Origin of the sequence: Halomonas sp. McD50-4 (assembly GCF_022348135.1) — a bacterium.
GTDB lineage: Bacteria > Pseudomonadota > Gammaproteobacteria > Pseudomonadales > Halomonadaceae > Vreelandella > Vreelandella piezotolerans.
In genome coordinates, this window is sequence record NZ_JAKRFG010000046.1 from 1 (window position 1) to 1,051 (window position 1,051).

Annotated in this window: 3 protein-coding genes; all 3 read left to right on the forward strand. The window is 53.1% G+C overall.

What is annotated here, in order from left to right; translation table 11 throughout:
- Positions 1 to 147: 147 nt before the first annotated feature.
- The 3 genes from MHM85_RS18465 to MHM85_RS18330 all read left to right on the forward strand — a co-directional run bounded on the left by MHM85_RS18465 (position 148) and on the right by MHM85_RS18330 (position 979).
- Positions 148 to 279 carry a hypothetical protein gene (locus MHM85_RS18465; protein WP_275444418.1) on the forward strand — a complete coding sequence of 44 codons (132 nt, stop codon included), beginning with the start codon at positions 148 to 150 and terminating at the stop codon, positions 277 to 279.
- Positions 276 to 479, forward strand: coding sequence for a hypothetical protein (locus MHM85_RS18325; protein WP_239286598.1), 204 nt, complete (start codon positions 276 to 278; stop codon positions 477 to 479). The genes MHM85_RS18465 and MHM85_RS18325 overlap by 4 nt, the downstream gene beginning before the upstream one ends.
- A 167-nt stretch (positions 480 to 646) precedes the next feature.
- Complete coding sequence (locus MHM85_RS18330) at positions 647 to 979, forward strand: hypothetical protein (RefSeq protein WP_239286597.1); 333 nt, start codon at positions 647 to 649, stop codon at positions 977 to 979.
- Positions 980 to 1,051: the final 72 nt, after the last annotated feature.

A 1,051-nucleotide genomic window follows, 5' to 3' on the forward strand; every position in this document is an offset into this window, starting at 1 on the left:
CGGCGGGAGCAGCTTCTTGAGGATGGCTTCCCGGCGCTCGTCGGAGTACTTCATCGGAACCTCGTCACGCCCCACATCGTTCAGAGTCTAACAGCCGCTGACACTCCAACTAGCTTGACAGTGGGGGTTGGTGAGGCGAAGCGAAATATGCAGTTACTCCAAGAACGCCGTTCAGCCCTGATCTCCGCCGCCGTCACCGGCAAAATCGATGTACGAGGATGGCAGCCACCAGAGGATTCGGTAGTGTCTACAGAGGCCAAGCAGATGGAGCTTGTATGACCCAACTTCCACCTGATACTCAAGAAATGCTCAATAGCCTTCGCACCGCTGTGGCCGAAACCTTAGAGCGCAAGCGCCGCCTGGGGCAATACGCGGTGTTTTGGCAGGATGGCAAGCCCGTTTTAATCGGTGAAGACGCACCGTCCAATCCTGACATCACAACCCACGACGATAATCAGCAGGCCAAGACGCGACATTGATCACTCATTAGTTGATCAGCGCGGTAATCGTCATGTATTGGTATCGCTCTGCTTTTTTTATTTGACGGGTATTTGATAAGCAGTGCCTTTTTATAAGCAATAACTGTTAAATTATCATTTAAATTAACAGCTTATGAATGTATTTCTTTTTGACAGGTATGTGATTAATGACACAGGGACGTAGCATCCGGCTGTTTCTCGTGGATGGCACACCCAACGGCCTGCTCACCGCCGAGATTATGAACTGGACAGGCCATGTGCTGACTGGCCCGCGTACTAAGCTGACAGAGCTAGTGCAGCGACCCGAGTGCGGCCGCACCGGCATCTATTTTCTGGTGGGCCCTGACTTGGAAGGTAGCCCGCGCCCACAAGTTTATATTGGCGAAAGTGATGATGTGGGAACACGACTAAAACAGCATAACCGGCCAGAAGATAAAGGTGGCAAGGCGATGCCTGTCAAGCTTGTTGGAACCTGGAATCAGGCGGCTTCTAATCGCTGATCGCGTTGAACCAGCGGGTCTTCCCGGTCCGGGTTCAGCCAGACCGTCCGGCGCGGTGTCCAGTTCCGAGTG

Coding starts and splice junctions, on each gene's coding strand:
- MHM85_RS18465 (WP_275444418.1), top strand. CDS start 148: ATGCAGTTACTCCAAGAACGCCGTTCAGCCCTGATCTCCGCCGCCGTC.
- MHM85_RS18325 (WP_239286598.1), top strand. CDS start 276: ATGACCCAACTTCCACCTGATACTCAAGAAATGCTCAATAGCCTTCGC.
- MHM85_RS18330 (WP_239286597.1), top strand. CDS start 647: ATGACACAGGGACGTAGCATCCGGCTGTTTCTCGTGGATGGCACACCC.